A 21,053-nucleotide genomic window follows, 5' to 3' on the forward strand; every position below is an offset into this window, starting at 1 on the left:
AATTATTCGCGAAAATGTCTGGTTGAGCCAAAAGAATTAAGCAGATACAATGGAAAAGTCAGATAATGAAAGTGTCAGGGGGAATACAGATATGAAAAACCAATTAAATATTTCGTTAGTAGGAGTTCCGCTTGATTACGGACAAAGCCGCAGAGGTGTAGATATGGGACCGAGTGCAATTCGTTACGCTGGGGCAGTAGCTCGTCTTGAGGCTATTGGTCATCAAGTAACGGATACAGGCGATATTGCTGTACCAACTGGAGAACGTGTTGGACAAGACAATGATGGGTTGAAAAACTTAGATGAAGTGACGAATGCTTGTACTGAACTTGCAGAACGTGTGGCGGACTTAACGAAAACAGGTCAATTCCCGTTAGTCTTTGGCGGAGACCATAGCATGGCCATTGGTACACTCGCGGGTCTTTCCGAGAAATATGATAACTTAGGTGTCATTTGGTATGATGCACATGCAGATATGAACACAGAAGAAACATCACCCTCAGGAAATATTCACGGTATGCCGCTTGCAGTCAGTCTTGGATTAGGACACGACCGTCTTGTAAGTATCTATAAAGCAGGTCAAAAAGTTAAACCTGAAAACATAGTAATCATTGGCGCGCGCTCGGTGGACCCAGGAGAACGCGCATTAATAAGAGAATTAGGAATTAAAGTTTTCACAATGCATGAGATTGACCGTGACGGTATGACGTCCGTCATGAAGCAGGCAATGGACTATTTAACTTCAAGAAACATTGACGGGCTGCATCTTTCTCTAGATTTAGATGGATTGGATCCGCTGTATACTCCAGGTGTTGGGACCCCAGTTCCGGGTGGCATTAGCTATCGCGAGAGTCATTTGGCGATGGAGATGCTGCAGGACTCCGGTTTAGTCACATCTGCTGAGTTTGTAGAAGTGAATCCGATATTGGACGACAAGAACGCGACTGCTGATGTTGCCGTTGGATTGATCGGATCATTATTTGGCGAAACACTTTTGTAAGAAGCGATAACGACAACATGTATCTTAAATAGGTTAAAAAAGGGGCTGGCATGTCAAATGCTGGCCTCTTTTTTACAGGAATTTCATAAATCCAAGAATTTACTTCGGGAATTTGGTAAAATGAATTTATATTTAATGAAACCTGTAGACCCCTTCATTCGTATAGAAGGGACAGCCGCAGCAGAAGCGGAGGATGAGAGTCTTTGGATGAATTGATCAATAAACGAATAAATGAAGTGTTAGCAGGGAATCGAGATTCCTTTGAGGAAATTGTACTGCTGTTTCAGCACCGTTTGTATCATGTCTGTTACCGAATGCTCGGTAGTAAAGAAGAAGCGCAGGACATTGCGCAAGAAGCTTTTGTGAGAGCGTACACCAATTTAAGTACATTTGACCAAAAGCGTAAGTTTTCTACATGGATTTTTAGGATAGCGACGAATCTCTGCATCGATAGGATTCGGAAAAAGAAACCGGATTATTCACTCGATGCGCAAGTTCCCGGTACGGATGGACTTGATATGTACTCACAAATTGCCGCCGCTGATGATCTTCCTGAAGAGGAAGTCCAACGGATGGAGACGCAAGAGCGTGTGCAGTACGAAGTCGGCCGGCTGCCTGAAAAGTACCGGGCTGTCATAGCACTCAGGTACATGGAAGAATTGCCGCTCCAAGAAATTGCAGACATATTGGATATACCGCTAGGCACAGTGAAAACACGTGTTCACCGCGGGCGAGATGCTTTACGAAAACAGATGGGTACAATGTAGGAGGGGTAAGGATGACTAAATGTTCTGATGATGTTGTCCAGTATATGCATGAATACCTGGATGGAGAAAGTAATCCGGAACAGGAGCGAGTATTAAAAGAACACCTGGATAGTTGTGGTGAATGCCGCGAGTTATTTGAAGAATTGAGCGAGGCTATTGCGTTTCTTGAACTCGCAGAACCTATAGAGGCACCCGTTGGATTTGCAGAAGGTGTAATGGCTAAATTGCCGCATCATCCGAAGCAAAAAAAGACAGGCGGAGTGAACCGCTGGCTGCGTAAACATCCGATGTTATCTGCAGCAGCATTGTTTCTCATTCTAATGAGCGCAGCACTATTTTCAAGTTACAATACAAATGAGCAATTTTCAGTAACGATGCAGCCTAATCTTATTATTGAAGGTGACACCGTAGTGGTGCCTAAAGGTGAAGTGATTAAGGGAGATCTTGTTGTGAAAAATGGTGATTTGCGTATTGAAGGTCAGGTTGATGGCAATGTGACGGTGATTAAAGGCGAAAAGTACATGGCTTCAACAGCAGTCGTTACTGGGAATATTGAAGAAATTGATGAAATCTTTGACTGGCTCTGGTACAAGATGAAATCGACTTTCAAAAATCTAACGCCGGACAAAACTGAGAAACAAGATACAGATTGAAAGCGACGGGCATTCATGCCAATCGCTTTTTAGTTGGTTGTGGGAACTTCAAATACTTTTGTACCGTCTAAGTCTCAGCATGAAAATAGTGCACTATGTTATACTTGAAAGTAAATTAGAATTTGTCTGTAAAGGTAGGGGAAGCGCATGCCGGATTGGGGAATATTTACAAATATGAATGCTGTTGAAGTCTTGAAGGCCATTTTGGATGTGCTTCTCGTTTGGTTTGTGGTATACAAACTAATCACCATTATTAAGGGAACAAAAGCAGTTCAGCTATTAAAAGGGATCTTTGTAATACTCATTGTCAGGATTCTAACTGAACTTCTAGGACTGGACACCTTAAAATGGATGGTTGAGCAAGTTCTGACTTGGGGTTTCTTGGCGATTATCATTATCTTCCAGCCCGAACTACGCCGGGCACTTGAACAGCTTGGACGTGGCCGCTTATTCGCAAGGACACAAATGCAAGAAGAAGAAGAGCGGGATCGTTTGATCAATGCGTTTACGAAGTCTGTCAGTTATATGGCGAAACGGCGAATTGGTGCACTTATAACGGTTGAGAAAGAGACCGGATTAAGTGAATATATTGAGACGGGTATCGCGATGAATTCAGACATATCTTCTGAATTGATCATTAATATCTTTATCCCCAATACACCATTGCACGATGGTGCCGTAATTGTTCAGAAAAACAAAATTGCAGCAGCGGCCTGTTACTTACCACTTTCGGAAAGCCCGTTCATCTCAAAGGAATTGGGAACGCGTCACAGGGCTGCACTGGGAATTAGTGAAGTTACAGATGCTTTCACAATTATTGTTTCTGAAGAAACCGGGGCAGTTAGTGTCACAATCGATGGAGACATTAATCGCAATGTCACGATGGAAGAGTTCGAACGAATTGTTCGAATTGCCTGGTTCGGGGACACTACAGCAGTAAGTGCTGTAAACTCCATTTGGAAATGGGGGAAGCGAAAAGATGGATAAATTCATGGACAGTCCTTGGTTTTTACGGCTGACAGCATTAGCACTTGCGCTATTTCTATTTTTTTCAGTACGTGCAGAACAAGACAAATCCTCACTTGCTAACGTAGGCGATTCAATGGAAATTATTCAGGATGTCCCAATAGAAGTGTACTATGACAACGAAAATTACGTTGTGACCGGTGTACCGGAAACTGTCAATATGAAAATCAAGGGACCTTCTAATTTAGTACAAAGAACTAAACTTTTAAAGGACTTTGCGTTAAAAGTAGATTTGCGAACAATGCCGATGGGCAGTCATACAGTTCAAATTCAATCTGAAAATATTTCAGATAAGATCGATGTCCAATTAGATCCTGCAACTATCGAAGTGAACATTGAAGAAAAAATCACCAAATCTTTCAAGGTCGACCCTGAATTGAATGACCAGCTTATCGCGGATGATTTTGAATTAGTAAGAATGGAAGTTGAACCGTCAACCATTGAAGTCACTGGCGGCAAGAGTATAATCGACGCCATTAACTTTGTGAAAGTCTCTGTCAGCGGAGAAGAGGGCATTAACAAATCATTTGAGCAAAAAGGTCGAGTGAGGGTGCTGGATCGAGAGTTGAATAAGTTAAATGTTGATATTGAACCGGAAGAAGTAACTGTCAAAGTGGAAGTAGAAGCGTATCATAAAGATGTGCCGCTTGTAGTGAAACCTAAAGGTAAACCAAAAGCAGGAATTACGGTCAACTCTTTAACTTCCGACGAACGTACAGTGACGGTCTACGGTACACGTAAAGCAGTTGATGAAATCCAGCAGTTGACTGTAGAAGTGGACGTTAGCGATATATCCGGCAATGGAAAACAATCTATTGAGATAGTGAAACCAAAAGGGATTTCGAAAACTTCACCTGACAAAGTGAATGTCAATGTCGATGTGACAGTTTCTCCGGATGCGAAAAAAGATAAATCAGATGAGGAAAACTCAGATGACGAAGCCAGTGCATCCTCGGATGATGAATCGACAGACTCAGAAGTAGCATTTGAAGAACCTTCATCTGATGAGCAGAATAGTGAGAATACGTCTGACGTACCAAAAAAAACACGTAAATTCTCCACTCTAGAAATTGGATTACAAGGATTAGACAAACAATATAACGGAAAAGTAATTAAGCCTGCAAATGGGTTAGCTGAGCTAACAGTTTCAGGTGAAAGGGAAACGATTGATGCGCTGACTGAATCAGATATTGCGATTTATGCTGAAGGCAGTGCGATAAAGGAGCCAGGAGATCACATACTTCCGATTTTCGTGAAGGTGCCTCCTGGAATCCAATACGAACTCAATTTTAAAGATGTTACGGTAATGGTAGAACAAGCGTGACAGTGAATGAAGAATGGATAGGATCGAAAGGGAGAATGAAAATGACTAAGTATTTCGGTACAGATGGTGTAAGAGGCGTTGCAAATAAAGAATTGACTCCAGAACTCGCATTTAAATTAGGACGTTTTGGAGGACATGTCCTCACACAACATTCTACGGATGGAGCACGTGTTCTTGTAGGGAAAGATACTCGAATTTCTGGTCAAATGCTGGAGAGTGCATTAATCTCAGGTCTTCTGTCAACAGGCGTTGAGGTCATGACATTGGGTGTAATCAGCACACCGGGAGTGGCATACCTAACGAGAGCTATGAATGCGCAAGCCGGTGTTATGATTTCGGCTTCTCATAATCCTGTTGAAGATAACGGCATTAAATTCTTTGGAGCAGATGGCTTTAAGCTTTCTGATGATCTTGAATCTGAAATTGAAGAACTTTTAAATGCGGAAACAGATACATTGCCTCGACCAACGGGAGGCGAAGTAGGAACCATTACGGAATACTTCGAAGGTTGTCAGAAATATAACCAGTATGTAAAACAAACCATAGATGGTGATTTTGAAGGAATGCATGTTGTACTCGATTGCGCGCATGGAGCAACTTCGACGATTGCTACACATGTATTCGCTGATTTAGAAGCGGATTTGACGACAATGGGCGCTTCTCCTAATGGGCTTAATATTAATGACGGTGTGGGCTCCACTCATCCAGAAGAACTTGCAAAATTAGTTCTTGAGAAGAATGCACAAATTGGACTCGCATTCGATGGTGATGGAGATCGGTTAATAGCGGTTGATGAAACAGGAACGATTGTAGATGGAGATCAGATTATGTATGTTATTGGAAGTTACATGCATTCAAAAGGTGCATTGAATTCTGATACGATTGTCTCTACAGTTATGAGTAACCTTGGTTTTTACAAGGCTTTAGAAGACCAGGGCATTCAAAGTGCTCAAACAGCAGTAGGTGATCGATATGTTGTGGAAGAAATGCGTAAAGGTAATTATAACGTAGGCGGAGAACAGTCAGGACATATTGTCTTGCTCGACTATAATACAACGGGCGACGGCCTTATAACTGGACTGCAATTGGTCAATATCATGAAACGCACAGGTAAGAAACTATCAGAGTTAGCAAGCGGAATGACGATATATCCGCAAAAACTTGTAAATATCCGGGTAACAGATAAGCACGCGGTTACTGACAATGCAAAAGTGGCTGCAATTATTAGTGAAGTGGAAGTAGAAATGGCTGGAGAAGGCCGTGTTCTAGTCCGCCCTTCTGGTACGGAACCATTAGTACGAGTAATGGTTGAAGCACCAACACAAGAAGCTTGCGAAAGTTACAGTGCTCGCATTGTAAATGTAGTAACTCAAGAAATGGGATTGTAATAAGCAGTTAATGAAGAACTGAAGTTCCTTAAAGTAAAGGACTTCAGTTCTTTTTACAAAAACAGAAAACATCATTACACTGTTTAAGAGATGAGGAGGTGCGTAGATGGATTACGACAAGTATCGACAGTTGCTAGCCGAAAAAGTTGAGACTTCTTTTACGCAATGGGATGAAAAGAAAATTATCCAAGAATCGGAGTTATATCGATTCCTTCATACGCTGAAGGGGACTGCAGGAACAATTGGTCTTCGTGACTTGGCAGAGTTTTGTAGTGCACATTTAGAGATATTGTCTTCTGATGATGACGGGGGTATTCCTGTTTCCTCATTAAAGAATTTCAAAAAAAGTATTAGATCGCTTGCGAATGGAAATCAAACAAAGAGTCAAGAAGTTCTTGTACCCGATGTGTATGTGAATCATTTTGATGAAGAAACCTTTATTCTGCTTATTGATGACGATTTGGAGTTTGTGTCCTTCGTAAAAGAATTACTTGAACAGCTCGGGGCCCAAGTCTTGGTTGCCATGAACGGTACACGAGGTATTCAGCAATTTTATGATATGCAGCCCGATATGGTCATCATCGATATGTACTTACCGGATATGACAGGTCTCGAAGTTTTTAAAAAGATTGGCGACACTGCAAGTGACCGTCATGTAACGTCTATCCTAATAAGCAGTGAGAATAATAATGAAATTATCAGCAGCGCGTATGAAGCAGGAATGATGGATTTCATCGCTAAACCATTAGATCTAGAACTGTTTCTCCCTTATCTGTTTAACAGGGATAAGTTAAGAAAAGCAATCAGTCAATCGATTACCACGGATGGCTTAACTGGTGTAGGAAACCGGAAGCGTATGAACGAAATGCTGAAGTATTCTGAGAAACTATTTCAACGCTCTGGCGTTCCTTTTTCTGTAATTATGATTGATTTAGATCATTTTAAGAGTGTCAACGATACATATGGGCATCACACAGGTGATGAAGTTCTGAAAGCGTTTAGTAAGATGGCAACAGAAGCAAAAAGAGAGACGGATTACATCTTTCGGTATGGCGGAGAAGAATTTGTTTTACTAATTTCAGGTGATAAAGAAGAAGCCTATTTGTTTGCTGAAAGACTGCATAAAACTTTTAATGAAATGATATTCAAAGAAAGTGAAAGGTCGTTTTCGGTGACGTTCTCTGCAGGCATTACGGAATTCGAAGGCAGACTCAGTATGCTTCTTAATGAAGCCGACCAGGCCCTCTATCAAGCAAAACGGACTGGACGCAATCGAAGTATTGTGTTCGATAAGGACATTGTTGAAGTAAAACGTAAGTTACAAGTAATTATAGTAGATGATGATCTGCTCATTCGAACAATGCTGGAAGAAGAACTAACAGGTTTGGATGTGCCGGATATCGAGTTATCTGTTAAGTCATTTCAGGACGGTATTTCTTTCTTAGGTGCGGATTGGTATGATCCAGATACGAATTTCATCATATTATTGGATGGGATTATGCCAGGCATGGATGGGTTAGAAGTGCTAGAACGACTGAAGCGCAGAGAGGATGCTAATAATATACTAGTTTCGATGATGACGGCGCGTACGAGTGAAGAAGACATTAAGTCGGCGCTTTGGCTAGGCGCGGACGACTATCTTATGAAACCGTTCCAAAACAATGAAATAGCATCTCGGATTCGAAACTTAGCATCCCGTATGTTTTAACAATAACTTATCTAAACGAGGAGGCTTATATATGGAAGGAAGCAAAAGGATCTTAGTAGTCGATGACGAAGAAATATTGCGCATGCTCATCGCGGATACGCTTTCTTTCGAAGGATATATGGTAGAAGAAGCACAAAATGGACAAGAAGGTTTCGACAAAGCTTCATCTGGAAACTTCGATTTGGTCCTTCTCGATTATATGATGCCTAAATTGACAGGTCCTGAAGTATTAGAACGCTTGCAGCCACTCGATCTTGGGTTTCCCATCATTATGCTGACTGCGAAAGCGCAACAGTCCGATCGTGACCTGGCGGCTAGTCTAGGTGCAGACTATTTCATGCCCAAACCATTTAGTCCATCAGAGCTGGTAGCACTTGTTGAACAAGTTTTTAAAGAATCTAGCTGACACAGAGTAAAAAATGCTAGTCCCTTCAATTCAAGGGACTAGCATTTTTGTGTGTCAGGATTGAATACTGTACTTGTTTCGTAAAAAGATTGCACTTCCGTTTAGAATGAACAAACTGACAAGTAATACGATGCTCGTTGCGGCAGCTAGTTGAGCATATTCCGCAACTAGAGCAGAGTCTAATGTCCAATAATAGATTTGCATCGGCAGTACAGTGAATCGATCGAAAATGCCACCTGGAAACGGTATGAGCAGCGCAGGGATACCCAGAACTACAAGCGGTGCTGTTTCTCCGATCGCTCTCGATAAGGCCAAAATAGCACCGGTCATAATAGAAGGAAAGGCCACTGGCAAAATAACAGATTGTATCGTCTGCCATTTGGAAGCGCCAAGCGCATCAGATGCATCGCCAAGTTGCTCAGGTACGGACCGAAGCGATTCTTGCGCAGCAACGATGACGATAGGCAGAATGAGAAGCGACAACGTTAAGCCTCCTGCAAGAACAACACCTCCGAACTTGAGTGCGCGTACGAATACGGTCAATCCAAGAATTCCGTATACAATCGAAGGGATGCCAGCCAGATTACCAATATTGGTTTGGGTGAATGCTTTCAATTTGCCATTCTTCGCATAGAGTTCCAGATAGATGGCGGAACCGATTCCTACAATCATGGTGACTGGAACGACCACAGCAAGTAACCAAAATGTCCCTAAAATAGCACCCATAATTCCGGCTTTTTCAGGAGAAGTTGAAAAACGTCCTGTGAGAAAGTCGAGTGAAAGGGAACTAGCTCCTTCAGAAGTGATACGTATGAATAAGATAATCAGGATGAGCAGTCCAAACAAAGCTGCAGATGCAAAAGCCAGCTTAGCGAATCGGTCTTTGAGAAGCCGAAAACGAATTCTGGACTGACTTGAAACTTGTAACGGCTTTTGCATATTAGTATACCTCCCGGAACTTCCGCGCGATCTTTCCAGCAATTAGATTCATAATAAGTGTAAGAGCGAAAAGCGTCATGGCAACTGCATACAGACTGTAGTAAACAGTAGAACCTGCAGCAGCATCGCCACTAGTAACTTCTACAATATAAGCTGTCATCGTTTGCATGGATTCAGTAAGATCGAACGAAAAGTTTTTAGAGCTGCCGCTTGCAATCGCTACAATCATCGTTTCCCCAAGTGCCCGGGATATGCCAAGAACAAATGAGGCAATGATTCCTGAAAGGGCAGCCGGAACTACAACATTTAAAGAAGTTTCAAGTTTAGTTGAACCGAGGGCTGCAGAACCTTCCCTCATGACTTCCGGTACAGCACGCATCGCATCCTCAGACAAGGAAGCGATCATAGGAATAATCATTATGCCCATTACCAGACCTGGGCTTAAAATATTGGTCGCTTCTAGACTTGGTACCCACTCGCGCAGCAATGGCGTTACAAAAGTGAATGCGAAGAAACCATAGACAATTGTCGGGATACCTGCGAGTAATTCAAGGGCGGGTTTGAGTACACTTCGGACACGTCGCGATGCATATTCGCTTAAGTAAATTGCAGCCATGAGACCAATTGGACCTGCAACTAAAAGAGCAATCCCTGACGAAACGAGTGTCCCCATCACAAGTGGCAATATTCCAAAGGCAGGTGTTTGACTGAGAGGTTTAAGAACAGTACCTGTGAAGAAGTCTATAAGTGGTACTGCTTTAAAAAACTCTATTGTCTCAGTCAAAAGAATAACTACAATCCCTACTGTTGTTAGAACCGATAGAAACGCAAGCAGAAACAGTACACGCGGTATCCAGGACTCCAGCGACTTTCTGAACGTCTTCTGACTTTGATTGTGCCGGATGAGTGCTCGAATCTCACTGCTTGAGCTGACTTGTGATGCAGGGGGCATAGGTCAGTCCTCCAATACTTCGGATAGTGGTTTACCTTTACTCGTTTCCTAGTTCCTCCAGATAATTCAGGTTTTCTTGACTCTCTGTTTCTGGAATTGGGGCGAAGCCGGTTTCACCGGCCATCTTATTTGCGTTCTTCAAAATATACTTTGCATAGTCGAGTACTTGTGGCTTTTCTTTCGCGTGCCCCACATTCAAATACGTAAAGACAGGGCGGGTAAACGCTGCGTAGTCACCATCTTCTGCAATGGTTTCCAGGGAAGGTTCAACCGGGCCCTCACCAAAGTCTACAGGCACTGCTTGTAATTTCTCCTGGTTGCCCGCGTAATAACCAAATCCGAAAAATGCAATTCCATACTGATCATCTGCAACAAGTGAGACGAGTGTAGAGTAGTCTTGTTGTAGATTCACAGAAGTTTTCAAGTCCTGCTCTTCTAATACTTTTTCATAGAAGAACTCGTACGTTCCATGGTTTTCGTTAGGTCCCATTGCTTTAATTTCTTCTTTTGGCCAAGCAGGATCGAGGTCAGACCATTGCGTAACTTCACCGTCAGCTGTGAAAATCTGAATGAGTTGTTCTGGCGTTAGCTCATCGACCCAGTCGTTCTCTTTGTTGACAACGAAAGTGAGGCCGTCCAGGGCTAGTTTAAGTTCTTTTACTTCAATTCCTTCATCTTTTGCTGTTTGTGTCTCTTCTTCTTTTATAGTACGAGAGGCATCATTGAAATCCGTTCCATCTTTCACTAAGAACTTTTTAAACCCAGCACTTGTTCCAGCGCGGCTCACTTCTACAGATACATCTTCTTGTTCTTCTATCATGTAAGTCTCAGCGAGTTTCGCCATAAGCGGATAGACTGTGCCGGAACCGTCTACCAGAACGCTTCCTTCGAGTGAAGAAGTTTCATTGGCAGAAGCTGTACCACTTTCTTCTTTCTCTTGACTGCAAGCAGAAAGTGCAAATACAGCAGCGCTAACTAGGATTGTCTTACGAATCATTTTCATCAATGAACGTTCTCCCCTTTATAGGTGTTTTTGTTTGAGTGCCTTACAACTCTTAGTATAGGGACGGATTGTAAAGGGGATATGCGTTGTATGTAAAGACTATGTAAAGTTCTCAAGAGGATCCATAACAAAAAAGCAACTAAGTAAGGCAGGCACTACTGGCCATGCTTTACTTAGTTGCTTAAAAGTTATAAGTTAGTCATTTGTTGGATACAGAATTCGACCATCTTCTGCCTGCAATGTATCAGCTACGGTCTCAGACAGCGTACGTAATGGATAAGGTTTTGTCATGTAATGACTAATTCCAAATTTTCGCGTCAACTCTTCTTCGCGTTCCAGTGCGGAAGAAATGATAATTGGGATTTGACGGGTTTTCTCATCACTTTTTAGCATTTGTATGAGGTCCCAGCCGGTTAGTTCTTCTTTTAACATCAGATCGATCACCATACAATCGGGCAGGTGTTCTTTAGCATAAGTGAAAGAGCTTGCGACATCTTGGAAGTGATAGACTTCGTATTCTTGCGACTTTAGTTCTTCTCCCAACAGAAGAGCGATACTTGGGTCATCTTCCACAACGGCAATGGCAGGCAAATTGGAACGCTCTGGCAGCTGTGCTTTAGACGGCTTTAACGGGATGGTGAAGCTTACAGCGGTGCCAATATTTTCTTCAGATTCAACAATAATTTCCCCGCCGTGCTTTTCGACAATCTTTCGGCAAATGGCGAGTCCGAGTCCAGTTCCCCCAATTTTGCGACTATACGTATTGTCAAACCGGTAAAACTTTTCAAACATATGTTTTAGCTCATCTGCCGGAATTCCAATTCCTTGGTCTTGGATGGTGACTTTTAAACTCCCTCCGAGCTTTGTTAGAAGCACAGTTACATCGCCGCCATCTGGTGAAAACTTAGTGGCGTTGCTAAGCAAGTTCGTGAACACTTGAATGAGACGATCGGGATCTGCCAAACAAATCGTATCTGGTGTCTTGGAATCCAGTAAAATTGAATGGTGTTCCCTTAAAGTGAAGTTCTCGATTGTTCGCTCGGCAATTTCCATGACATCCACTTCTTGCATCATATACTCCTGATTCCCAGATTCCATACGCTGCACGTCCAAAAAGTCATTGATGAGTGAAGTCAGGCGCATTGCTTCTTTATAAATGGCATCCAGATAACGGGATTGTCTGTCATTGTCCATTTTTTTCCCAATGAGCAGCTCAGTAAATCCAAGAATGCTTGATAATGGCGTACGAAGTTCATGGCTAACTGTAGAAACGAGTTCTGTTTTCATTTTATCCACTTCGAATTCCTGGGTAATATCACGATGGACAAATAATGTCCCAATTCGTTTTCCTTCGTAGTGGACAGGTGATCCGTAAAGCGCGATCACTTTCGCTTTAGTTCCTTCAATCGTATAGACAGTCTCGGAAAGTCCAGTAGTTTCCTTATCCAGCGCTATATCCATAAAACTTTGAAGTGCGTGTGGATCAGACGTGAGACTGGATAGCGATTGTTTCCAGTTGTCGTTAGAAAGCAGAGCCGACGGTTGGTTCACTAAAATGGAAAGAGCTTGGTTAACTTGAACAGGTGTGCCTTCAGGTGAGATGAATTGAACGCCTTCTTCTAGATTATCTAAAATCATTTGACTTAACTGTCTTTCCTTATTAATGAGTTCATGTTGGTCGATACGGTCAATCGCAAGAGATACACGATTTGCAAGGCCAAATAAGTCTGCCTGATCTTCTGTTGAAAACTCATGTGAAGAGCGACTCAGAACAAATAATGCTTTATAGGACTCAGCCGTGACATGCGGTGCTGCAAAGAAATCATAGACCTTAGTACCGTCTTCAAGTATTCGTGTCAGTTGAAAATAAGGTTCGCTTTTTAAAAGGTCAACAACGTTTGTGATTCGATCTAACGGATAAGAGGCATACTCTTCCTCCGTAATCCCTTGCAATACGTGAAGTTCGTTTGAAGGGATATAAAGAATTCCTTTGTCGATTAAGAACAGGCTGTCCAAATAGGTAAGTGTGGCATCCGCAATTCCTTTAATATCATCTGAAAAAGAAATCTGATGACTCAATCCGTTATAGCGTTCCAAACGGATTTTAGCGTATCGTGCTTCGGTGAGTGCGTCTTCTAATTTTCGCTGGCGAGAATACAACTCTTCTTGTTGAGAGAGCAATTCTTCTTGCTGAGACAAAAGTTCTTCGTTTTGTGCAAGAAGCTCTTGTTCTTTAACCTGAATTGTCTGCATCATTCCGGCAAACGAACTCGACAGGGTACCAATCTCATCTTGGCGACTTTCCGGTTCGTAATTAACATCCTGATCTAACAAGTAACGCTCTGTTGCTGATGTCATGGATTCAATCGGTGAAATTAGTTTTCTTACCACACGCCAACTCAAGAAAGCTAAAAATAGTAACGCTCCTAGACCTACAACAAAAATAGCGAGATACAGAATATTTAGTTGCTGCTCTAATTTACGATCAAACTGGTTCCGTGCTTTTTCTGCGTTTTGTCCATATTGTTCGGCATAGTTTATAAATTGATTGACGGCTAAGTTAGTACCTCCGCCAGACAAATTTCGCAAAGACTCATAGTCATCCTGTTGTACATAAGAAATCGCTTCAGGAAAAATATTGTCTTCATAATTGTCAATGAACGCGCTGATTTGATCTGTGAATTGAATTTCTTTTTCAGTCAACTGCATACTAGTCAACTGATCATTTATTGTCCGGATATTCCGGATTTCCGAGTAAGCTGACTTTAGCTCATGGTCTTCTTTGAATGCATAAAATCCGCGCGCTCGAAAAAAGAGGTTCGAGATGCTATCTGAAAGTTTTCCGATGACTTGTGCTTTACTGTCTTGCATTTCAAGTTCAGCACTGCGTTCTTCAAACATAGAGGTACTATAAAAATATCCTGCGCTAAGCAACAACAGCAAACCAATCGATAGTACTGCGATATTTCGAACGAAATAGGTACGAATGCTCTTTTTGCGCACGGTACACCTCATTATCCTATGAATTTGATATACCTATTCTATCATGCTATGTAACTGTACGTAGTAGTTTTTTCTGCACAATCAAAAATAATAGCAGGCCATTTCCTCTGTAGAGTAGGAAATGATCTGCTAGTTATTTAACCGAAACGTCCATTTACATAGTCATCGGTTAATTGGCTGGATGGTTGTTTAAAAATCGATTCAGTTTGAGCATATTCCACAACTTCTCCGTGTAAGAAAAAAGCGGTTCGGTCTGAAATCCGTGCAGCTTGCTGCATATTGTGCGTGACGATGACAATGGTGACGTCTTTTTTCAATTCGTTCATCAGTTCCTCTACTTTGTTAGTCGACACAGGATCGAGTGCAGAAGTGGGTTCATCCATAAGTAATACAGTAGGTTCAATTGCGAGTGAGCGTGCGATACAGAGACGCTGCTGCTGTCCGCCGGATAACCCGAATGCGCTGGAAGACAAGCGGTCTTTTACTTCATCCCACAGAGCAGCTTTTTTTAGGCTGTTTTCAACGATTTCGTTCAATATCGCTTTTTTTCGGATTCCATGCAGCCGAGGTCCATAGGCAACATTGTCGTAAATCGATTTTGGAAAAGGATTTGGCTTTTGGAATACCATACCAACTTCAGATCGTAAGCGTTCGACAGTAGCATTGAGCAAATCCGTCCCTTTAAATTGGGCAGTTCCGGATATCCGAACCGCCGGGTTGGTTTCCACCATTCGGTTTAGTGTTTTTAAATAGGTCGATTTCCCACATCCTGAAGGGCCGATGATTGCAGTCACTTCGTTTTCAAGAATAGTCAGATTAATATTTTTAAGTGCGTGAGTTTTTCCATACCAAACGTTCAACTCTTCTGTTTTGAAAATCGCTGCGGGGGATTCGGTTCGTGCGACGACCCGCAATCGAGTAGTCGGTCGGTAATTCGTTAAGGTAGTCATGCGCGCTGCCCCTCTCTTGTAACTTCTTCCTCAGTATATGGAAGAAGTGTTGAGGGCATATGAAGGCAATGTAAAGATTGTGTAAAGTTGAATTACTCGAAAATGTATTTAAGAGCTTTTAACGCTTGGTCTGGAGTTTCCACTGTTGCATGTGCTTTTCTGGACAGTTCCTTGAGCGCATGATGATGCTCATGAGGGCGTATCAATATCATAGGCTTGTTCAATGCAACAGCTGTGCTTGCATCCATTGCGGTGTTCCATTGCTTATACTTTTCGCCGAACAATGCGATGACAAGGTCGCATTTCTTAAGGAGCAATTCAGTCCGCAAGTTATTGAAGCTAGAAGCTGCAGCATCTTTCGCAACTGCATCGTGTTGTTTACCGAGAATTTCCTCGCCGATGTTGTCAGAACGATCGTGGTCTTCCATAGGACCGTAGAATGTAACAGGCAAGCGGAGTGCTGCCGCTTTTTCTTTGATTTCATCACGCCAAGAACTGTGAATTTCACCTGCTAGATATACTGCCAATTCCATTTCGTATCTCCTCCTCAATTCTATTGATTTCATTGTAGCAGAATATTGCCTCAAATTGTCGAGGCGAGTACACTAAGTAAAAGGAGTGCGATGGGGATATGAAAACAATCTGGCATAATGGTATTATTTACACGATGGAAAGAGAGAATGAGACAGTAGAAGCTGTGTTGACTGAAGCAGGAACTGTTCTTGAAACAGGCTCTTATGATGCACTGCAGCAGCTAGCGGATAATGAAGTCGATTTGAGAGGTGCAGTCATGTATCCAGGATTTATAGACAGCCATATGCATATGATAGGACACGGTGACCGACTCCTGCAATTGGATTTGTCATACGCCACTTCGGCAGAAGATATGCTTGGGCGTCTAAGAGTGGCTGCTCAAAACCACCCTGAAGGTGAATGGTTTACAGGGGACGGATGGAACGAAAACAATTTCGCAGATCATCGGATTGTAAGTAAATTTGAATTGGATGCAATTAGTACATCCCCAATGTATTTAAAGCGCACCTGTCGTCATGCTTCACTTGCAAATTCGAAAGCATTGGAGTTGGCAGGCATCGCAAAAGATACACCTAATCCGGACAACGGCACGATTGTAAGAGATGAATCAGGTGAAGCAACGGGACTGTTATTGGAAGGTGCTGCGGATTTAGTGGAAGCTGTCATTCCTGTACCCGATGAAGCGTCGCTCACACGTGCCTTACAAGCATCTGTGGAAGATTTGCTGTCACGAGGTATTACGGGTGCAGTGACGGATGATCTTGGCTATTATGGAGATTACTCCAATCCGCTTCAAGCATTCCGCAACGTCATTGGTGAAGACAAATTGAAATTTCGTGCCCATTTGCTGCGTCGCTCCACGGTGTTTCAATCATTGATGGAAAATGGAGCAACCTATGACGAACCTTGGATTCATGGGGGGGAAATGAAATTCTTCATAGATGGAGCTCTGGGAGGAAGAACGGCACTTTTAAGTAAACCATACTCAGATGACCCAGGGAATTCAGGGATGGCAGTTCTTACCGATGAAGAAATTGACAAGAACGTGAAACTTGCAAGAAATTATGGCGAAGCAGTTGCTGTACATACTATCGGCGACAAAGCATTAGAAAAGTTATTGGATGTACTAGAAGTGAATCCGCCAGCAAAAGGAAAAAAAGATAGAATCATTCATGTTAACGTCCTAAGTGATGAATTAGTCGATCGCATGGAAAAACTACCCGTTATTCTCGACATCCAGCCCGTATTCGTACCATCTGATTTCCCTTGGGCTAAAGAGAGACTTGGTGAAGAACGGATGGATTGGGCGTACGCGTGGAAAAAACTGATTGATAAAGGCTTTGTATGTGGCGGAGGATCGGACGCACCCGTAGAAGAAGTAGATCCGCTGCTAGGAATCTATGCTGCAGCCACACGTCGAAAACCTGGAGAAAGTCATGAAGGCTATTTACCAGACGAGAAGTTAAGCCGCTATGAATCTGTTGCTTTGTTTACATCAGGCAGCGCAGCAACGATGGGAAAAGCAGATAGTCGCGGAAAGATCTTCAAGGGGTTTGATGCAGATTTTACTATCCTGGATCGGGACTTGATGACTGTTGATAGTGAGGCTATGCTAAAAGCTCAAACGGTCATGACGGTAGTAGCAGGAGATATTATATATAAGAGGTAAACAAAAAGACATCCTGCACAATATAATTCGGCTTCTAATCCCATGATTCAAACAAGGGGTTAGAAGTTTTTCTTATAGTTAAAAATTCAAATTATAGCTCGATAATACTTTTATGGAAATGGTATGATATGAAGACAGACTCTCCTCTGCAGCTAGGGTATGTATACTCATTTAAAAATATAATACCTTCCCACTTCGACGAGATTTAATCTCCTTGCTAATTTTAAAAAATTTTTAATTACTTCGACCGCTCCCACTACTGTTTGACCACAAATATAAAACATGCAGGTGATACATTATGGCAAAGGAATTAGAAAAATTTGAAGAAAATCCACGCCTCTATACAATAGACCAACGTATTTATAAAGTAAGCGAAAGCTTCTTACACTTAACCGGTTATGAAAAACGTGACCTAATAGGGAAATCTTTTAAAGAAGTAAACTGCTTACTGAAATCAGAATTCCAAGCACCCCTTCAAGACAACAAAGAGATTCGGATAATATACATCTTCACGATTGGTAATGTACCAATAAAAGTTAAAGTAAGGGTGGATATTTTAGGGAATGAAGGACATTACGTAGTTCACTATGAAGAGAAGGAAAGCCCAGCTCTAGACTTTTTGCTAACTAATTTTATAGAAGACGGCACGAATACTAGTGGATCTACAGCAATCTATAGTTATCCCGAATGTTTGTTACTAAGCTACGATACGAAGTATATTGCAACTTTACGCTCCATGGAAATCAGCAGTGACAATTTGTTAGGAAAACAACCTTCGTTTTCCGAGGATATACAGAGCTTAATGGAACAAGGAACATCCGTTCATGAATTTGGAGTGAAATCAAAGGGAGCCAAGGGTGTCTCCTTTTGGGATATAAATGTAAAGATGATCGTGGAAGATGGAACAAGTTGCTACTTGCTAACTTCTTTTTATGACGTTACAGCGAAGACTAAGGTAAAAACACTTTCTTGGAATCAAAGCAAAGAACTCCATCAACTATTAAATAATATGTCAGATGTCGTAATCGTTTTAGATAAAAACGGAAAGTATACTTATATTAACGAAGTGGGTAAGCAAGTGCTAGCTCCATACATTCCGCGCGATATTCAGGATATAGATGCGGTAACTAGTCATCAGGCATATAATTCTTTTGCTCTAAGTAATACAGATGGCCGCAAACTGGCATTTGAAGAAATTCCTGAACAAAAAGTATTAAGGGGAGAGACACTTTCGAAGTTTAAGATAATAGGGACGAGTGACTTGCCGACGGCTTACTACGAGTGTGACGGAGTACCAATCTATAACGAGCAAGGAACTATTGATGGAGGTATCCTTGTATACAGAAATATAGAACCTGCATATAAAATGGAAGAATTTACAGCTTTGCAGGAGAGTGTTGATAAAATTTCTATGTATTATGCGTCATTTTCCCACAAAGATTACAAAATTAATTACCTCAATCAATTTGCATTTAAAAACTTTAAAGAGGAATGGCCAGTAATAAAAACTGAGGCGGATATAATCGGGAAAAACTTTTTCAATTATTATAGAGCTGGGGATTTAGAGCAGCTGATACAACATATTGATGAAGCGATTGAAACACAATCCTCCTATCTGCACAAACTAGAGTTTACTAAGGACGGAATCACCTATCATACGAAAACGATGTTTCAACCGATTCTCAATCAAAATAATGAGGTCGAGAAGATAATTGCTTTAGGTGTCGATATATCCGATGAAGAGATGGCTAACAAATCGATGGCCAAGCTTCTTAAAGCCCAAGAAGAACTCTTCATCAACACTTCCCATGAATTGAAAACGCCACTAACTGTAATATTTAGTGGTGCGCAGTTATTAAATTTATATTTAGAACAGGATTCTTTAGAAGATCACAAAGAAGATATTCTAAATATTAATAAAAGAACGTTCAGAAATTGTTACAGGCTGACTAGGCTTGTCAATAATATATTAGATATTTCTAAAATAGAATCGGGAATGTACGAGTTGAATTTATCGAATTTCAATATCGTGGGAATTATAGATGACATTGTTGAATCGGTGTCCGAATACACGAAATCGAAAGGCGTCAAAATCATATTTGACCCGGATATGGAAGAGCTGTTTATGGCGGTTGATGTTTCTAAGTTTGATCGCATTTTACTTAATCTAATTTCAAACGCAATTAAATTTTCGATACCAGGTGAAACTATATTGATTAGTCTCGCGGAGAAGGATAAAGATACCGTCAGTATCTCAGTAAGGGATGAAGGTATAGGAATAGATGAAGAGGACATAGATGCGATATTTGAGAAATTCACGCAATTGAATAGGAATTTAAATCGTATTGCTGAAGGAACTGGACTTGGATTACCTATAGCTAAATCTTTAGCGGAGCTGCATGGGGGCAATATTAGCGTGAAGAGCATTATAGATAAAGGCAGTACATTCACTATAGAACTTCCTATCAAAAAAATAGACAATGAACACAGTAAACAGTTTCATAACGGAAACATGGATAGAGATGAGTTGATAAAGTATGAATTTTCTGATATATATTTGTGAAGGACATCTAATCCGTGTTAAGAGATCGGATTGCAATGAAGTTGTTATAAGCGTACCTGTGTAGGATCATCCGTGAGAGCGGCTACATTTTTTACGTCGGATAGTGCAGCAGCTATGGACAAAGCCCATGGAATTGGATGATTACCATGGGGAATATTCTAAGTAATGTTAACTAGTGAGTTGCTGAAACGAAATGAGTTGTCTGCTTTTTGGCTCGAACACATTCATACCTAACTCATAATAGGGAGCGTGGTTACGATGTTATTATCGGAAGCATGGCAAAAATACAAATCCGATAAAAGAATTGAAGGTTATTCATCTTTAACATTGAAAACATACGGGTACCAATATGATCTGTTAATGCGTTATTTGGGAGATGCGAACATGGAAGAAATCACAACAGATAACCTGAAACAGTATTTAGGGGAAGCAGCGGAATATTTAAAACCATCCAGTTTAGGTCATCGTGTCCGATTTGTAAAATCACTATTCAGGTGGACTCATGAAGAGGGATTTATATTAAAAAATCCAGCTTCCAAATTGAAAGAGCCAAAGATAGGAAAAAGTGTTCCTAGATTCCTCACTAAACATGAAATTGAGCATCTTAGAGAAAGCTGCCAGACATCCAGGGAGAATGCCTTGTTTGAATTTTTCTACTCGACCGGCTGTCGAATCGGTGAAGTGGCAAAATTGAACCGGGATGATATTGACTTCGCGGGAAACTCAGTCATTGTCCATGGAAAAGGGGATAGGGAGAGGGAAGTGTATTTTAATGTGCGCTGTTCCATCTGGTTGAAGAGATATTTAGACGAACGCAAAGACGAGAATCCCTGCCTATTTGCTACAGAACGGAATCCGATTAAGCGCATGAGCATAGATTCGTTAAGATACGTAGTGAAGCAAATATCGAATCGGGCGGACATCAAAAAATCGATTCACCCCCATCAGCTGCGCCATAGCTATGCGACGCATATGATCGATAACGGAGCCCCGCTTGAAGTGATTCAAAGTTTACTGGGTCACGAAAAAAGTGAAACAACGAGAATTTATGCTCAACTTAGCGGGAAACTGAGATACGATCTCTATACCAAATACTTTTAAAGGGTATTTTTACCTGGAATGTATTTCAATTACTGGCGGATATGTTAAAATTGAATAAATAGTTAAA

The 21,053-nt window shown here is 41.5% G+C and carries 17 protein-coding genes; 11 read left to right on the forward strand and 6 right to left on the reverse strand.

What is annotated here, in order from left to right; all coding sequences use genetic code 11:
• The first annotated feature begins 91 nt into the window (after positions 1–91).
• The 8 genes from rocF to QT716_RS08290 all read left to right on the forward strand — a co-directional run bounded on the left by rocF (position 92) and on the right by QT716_RS08290 (position 8,272).
• Positions 92–1,000 carry an arginase gene (gene rocF, locus QT716_RS08255; RefSeq protein WP_317935574.1) on the forward strand — a complete coding sequence of 303 codons (909 nt, stop codon included), beginning with the start codon at positions 92–94 and terminating at the stop codon, positions 998–1,000.
• Positions 1,001–1,203: 203 nt separating this feature from the next.
• The gene (gene sigW / locus QT716_RS08260) at positions 1,204–1,767 is read left to right on the forward strand and encodes an RNA polymerase sigma factor SigW (protein WP_317935575.1); all 564 of its coding nucleotides are present in this window, start codon (positions 1,204–1,206) and stop codon (positions 1,765–1,767) included.
• An 11-nt stretch (positions 1,768–1,778) separates the two neighbouring features.
• Positions 1,779–2,420, forward strand: coding sequence for a zf-HC2 domain-containing protein (locus QT716_RS08265; protein ID WP_317935576.1), 642 nt, complete (start codon positions 1,779–1,781; stop codon positions 2,418–2,420).
• Between the two features lie 147 nt (positions 2,421–2,567).
• Positions 2,568–3,407, forward strand: coding sequence for a diadenylate cyclase CdaA (cdaA, locus tag QT716_RS08270; RefSeq protein WP_398292870.1), 840 nt, complete (start codon positions 2,568–2,570; stop codon positions 3,405–3,407).
• Positions 3,400–4,770 carry a CdaR family protein gene (locus QT716_RS08275; protein ID WP_317935578.1) on the forward strand — a complete coding sequence of 457 codons (1,371 nt, stop codon included), beginning with the start codon at positions 3,400–3,402 and terminating at the stop codon, positions 4,768–4,770. The genes cdaA and QT716_RS08275 overlap by 8 nt, the downstream gene beginning before the upstream one ends.
• Positions 4,771–4,811: 41 nt before the next feature.
• On the forward strand, positions 4,812–6,158 hold the full coding sequence (gene glmM / locus QT716_RS08280) for a phosphoglucosamine mutase (protein WP_317935579.1): 1,347 nt from the start codon (positions 4,812–4,814) through the stop codon (positions 6,156–6,158).
• Between the two features lie 106 nt (positions 6,159–6,264).
• Complete coding sequence (locus QT716_RS08285) at positions 6,265–7,866, forward strand: GGDEF domain-containing response regulator (protein WP_317935580.1); 1,602 nt, start codon at positions 6,265–6,267, stop codon at positions 7,864–7,866.
• 31 nt (positions 7,867–7,897) lie between these two features.
• Entirely contained in the window at positions 7,898–8,272 is a 375-nt protein-coding gene (locus tag QT716_RS08290; RefSeq protein WP_317935581.1) for a response regulator transcription factor, read from the forward strand.
• A gap of 54 nt (positions 8,273–8,326) precedes the next feature.
• Here QT716_RS08290 and pstA read toward each other — a convergent pair whose 3' ends face one another.
• The 6 genes from pstA to QT716_RS08320 form a co-directional block, all read right to left on the reverse strand.
• Positions 8,327–9,211, reverse strand: a complete 885-nt coding sequence (gene pstA / locus QT716_RS08295) for a phosphate ABC transporter permease PstA (RefSeq protein ID WP_317935582.1) — start codon at positions 9,209–9,211, stop codon at positions 8,327–8,329.
• A gap of 1 nt (position 9,212) precedes the next feature.
• On the reverse strand, positions 9,213–10,163 hold the full coding sequence (gene pstC / locus QT716_RS08300; RefSeq protein ID WP_317935583.1) for a phosphate ABC transporter permease subunit PstC: 951 nt from the start codon (positions 10,161–10,163) through the stop codon (positions 9,213–9,215).
• 37 nt (positions 10,164–10,200) lie between these two features.
• Positions 10,201–11,160: a PstS family phosphate ABC transporter substrate-binding protein gene (locus tag QT716_RS08305; protein WP_398292961.1), complete on the reverse strand. Its 960-nt coding sequence runs from the start codon at positions 11,158–11,160 to the stop codon at positions 10,201–10,203.
• Positions 11,161–11,361: 201 nt separating this feature from the next.
• Positions 11,362–14,169, reverse strand: a complete 2,808-nt coding sequence (locus QT716_RS08310; RefSeq protein WP_317935584.1) for an ATP-binding protein — start codon at positions 14,167–14,169, stop codon at positions 11,362–11,364.
• 137 nt (positions 14,170–14,306) lie between these two features.
• Positions 14,307–15,119 carry a phosphate ABC transporter ATP-binding protein PstB gene (gene pstB / locus QT716_RS08315; protein ID WP_317935585.1) on the reverse strand — a complete coding sequence of 271 codons (813 nt, stop codon included), beginning with the start codon at positions 15,117–15,119 and terminating at the stop codon, positions 14,307–14,309.
• A 92-nt stretch (positions 15,120–15,211) separates the two neighbouring features.
• Entirely contained in the window at positions 15,212–15,652 is a 441-nt protein-coding gene (locus QT716_RS08320; protein ID WP_317935586.1) for a YtoQ family protein, read from the reverse strand.
• 98 nt (positions 15,653–15,750) lie between these two features.
• On the opposite strand from QT716_RS08320, the gene QT716_RS08325 reads away from it, so the two are divergent.
• From QT716_RS08325 to xerA, 3 genes are all read left to right on the forward strand, one after another.
• On the forward strand, positions 15,751–17,322 hold the full coding sequence (locus QT716_RS08325) for an amidohydrolase (RefSeq protein ID WP_317935587.1): 1,572 nt from the start codon (positions 15,751–15,753) through the stop codon (positions 17,320–17,322).
• Positions 17,323–17,620: 298 nt separating this feature from the next.
• A complete protein-coding gene (locus QT716_RS08330) occupies positions 17,621–19,885 on the forward strand; it encodes a sensor histidine kinase (protein WP_317935588.1) in 2,265 nt (754 codons plus the stop codon).
• A gap of 258 nt (positions 19,886–20,143) precedes the next feature.
• Entirely contained in the window at positions 20,144–20,986 is an 843-nt protein-coding gene (gene xerA, locus QT716_RS08335) for a site-specific tyrosine recombinase/integron integrase (RefSeq protein WP_317935589.1), read from the forward strand.
• The last annotated feature ends 67 nt before the right edge of the window (positions 20,987–21,053 follow it).

Origin of the sequence: Sporosarcina aquimarina, from assembly GCF_033253705.1 — a bacterium.
GTDB classification, from domain to species: domain Bacteria; phylum Bacillota; class Bacilli; order Bacillales_A; family Planococcaceae; genus Sporosarcina; species Sporosarcina aquimarina.

Excerpts from the sequence above, each read along its gene's own strand:
- QT716_RS08290 (WP_317935581.1), top strand. The coding sequence starts at position 7,898 with ATGGAAGGAAGCAAAAGGATCTTAGTAGTCGATGACGAAGAAATATTG.
- pstB (WP_317935585.1), bottom strand. The coding sequence starts at position 15,119 with ATGACTACCTTAACGAATTACCGACCGACTACTCGATTGCGGGTCGTC.
- pstA (WP_317935582.1), bottom strand. The coding sequence starts at position 9,211 with ATGCAAAAGCCGTTACAAGTTTCAAGTCAGTCCAGAATTCGTTTTCGG.
- QT716_RS08320 (WP_317935586.1), bottom strand. The coding sequence starts at position 15,652 with ATGGAATTGGCAGTATATCTAGCAGGTGAAATTCACAGTTCTTGGCGT.
- pstC (WP_317935583.1), bottom strand. The coding sequence starts at position 10,163 with ATGCCCCCTGCATCACAAGTCAGCTCAAGCAGTGAGATTCGAGCACTC.
- rocF (WP_317935574.1), top strand. The coding sequence starts at position 92 with ATGAAAAACCAATTAAATATTTCGTTAGTAGGAGTTCCGCTTGATTAC.
- QT716_RS08330 (WP_317935588.1), top strand. The coding sequence starts at position 17,621 with ATGGCAAAGGAATTAGAAAAATTTGAAGAAAATCCACGCCTCTATACA.
- QT716_RS08305 (WP_398292961.1), bottom strand. The coding sequence starts at position 11,160 with ATGATTCGTAAGACAATCCTAGTTAGCGCTGCTGTATTTGCACTTTCT.
- glmM (WP_317935579.1), top strand. The coding sequence starts at position 4,812 with ATGACTAAGTATTTCGGTACAGATGGTGTAAGAGGCGTTGCAAATAAA.
- cdaA (WP_398292870.1), top strand. The coding sequence starts at position 2,568 with ATGCCGGATTGGGGAATATTTACAAATATGAATGCTGTTGAAGTCTTG.
- xerA (WP_317935589.1), top strand. The coding sequence starts at position 20,144 with ATGTTATTATCGGAAGCATGGCAAAAATACAAATCCGATAAAAGAATT.
- QT716_RS08325 (WP_317935587.1), top strand. The coding sequence starts at position 15,751 with ATGAAAACAATCTGGCATAATGGTATTATTTACACGATGGAAAGAGAG.
- QT716_RS08275 (WP_317935578.1), top strand. The coding sequence starts at position 3,400 with ATGGATAAATTCATGGACAGTCCTTGGTTTTTACGGCTGACAGCATTA.
- QT716_RS08285 (WP_317935580.1), top strand. The coding sequence starts at position 6,265 with ATGGATTACGACAAGTATCGACAGTTGCTAGCCGAAAAAGTTGAGACT.
- QT716_RS08265 (WP_317935576.1), top strand. The coding sequence starts at position 1,779 with ATGACTAAATGTTCTGATGATGTTGTCCAGTATATGCATGAATACCTG.